A 276-nucleotide genomic window follows, 5' to 3' on the forward strand; every position below is an offset into this window, starting at 1 on the left:
CCTGGATTAATTACATAAGCCTCTATAACAAAGGTTCTGATTTTACGTTGGTATGAAAAAGGGAGATCATTGAAATAAAGGCCTTCAATATCAAATTGATATTGCAAATCTGAAAGTGCAAATAAGTTCTTATTCATGAATTCATCTAGAACAGTTAGTCTTTGCAGGCCATCAATAATTTTCCAAGGCATCCTACTGCCATCCATATAAAAAATTGGTAATGGAATATTCATTAATAATGACTCAATTAAGCGGCTTTTTTGTTTTGCACTCCAT

Annotated in this window: 1 protein-coding gene; it reads right to left on the minus strand. The window is 32.2% G+C overall.

Annotated features, from left to right (window positions below):
* Window positions 1-276 (minus strand): DUF262 domain-containing protein (locus tag SB752_RS32360; protein WP_410719490.1); only part of this gene is annotated, 276 nt, incomplete at both ends.

The sequence above is a fragment of the Brevibacillus sp. SIMBA_040 genome, from assembly GCF_046535075.1.
Classification (GTDB): domain Bacteria; phylum Bacillota; class Bacilli; order Brevibacillales; family Brevibacillaceae; genus Brevibacillus.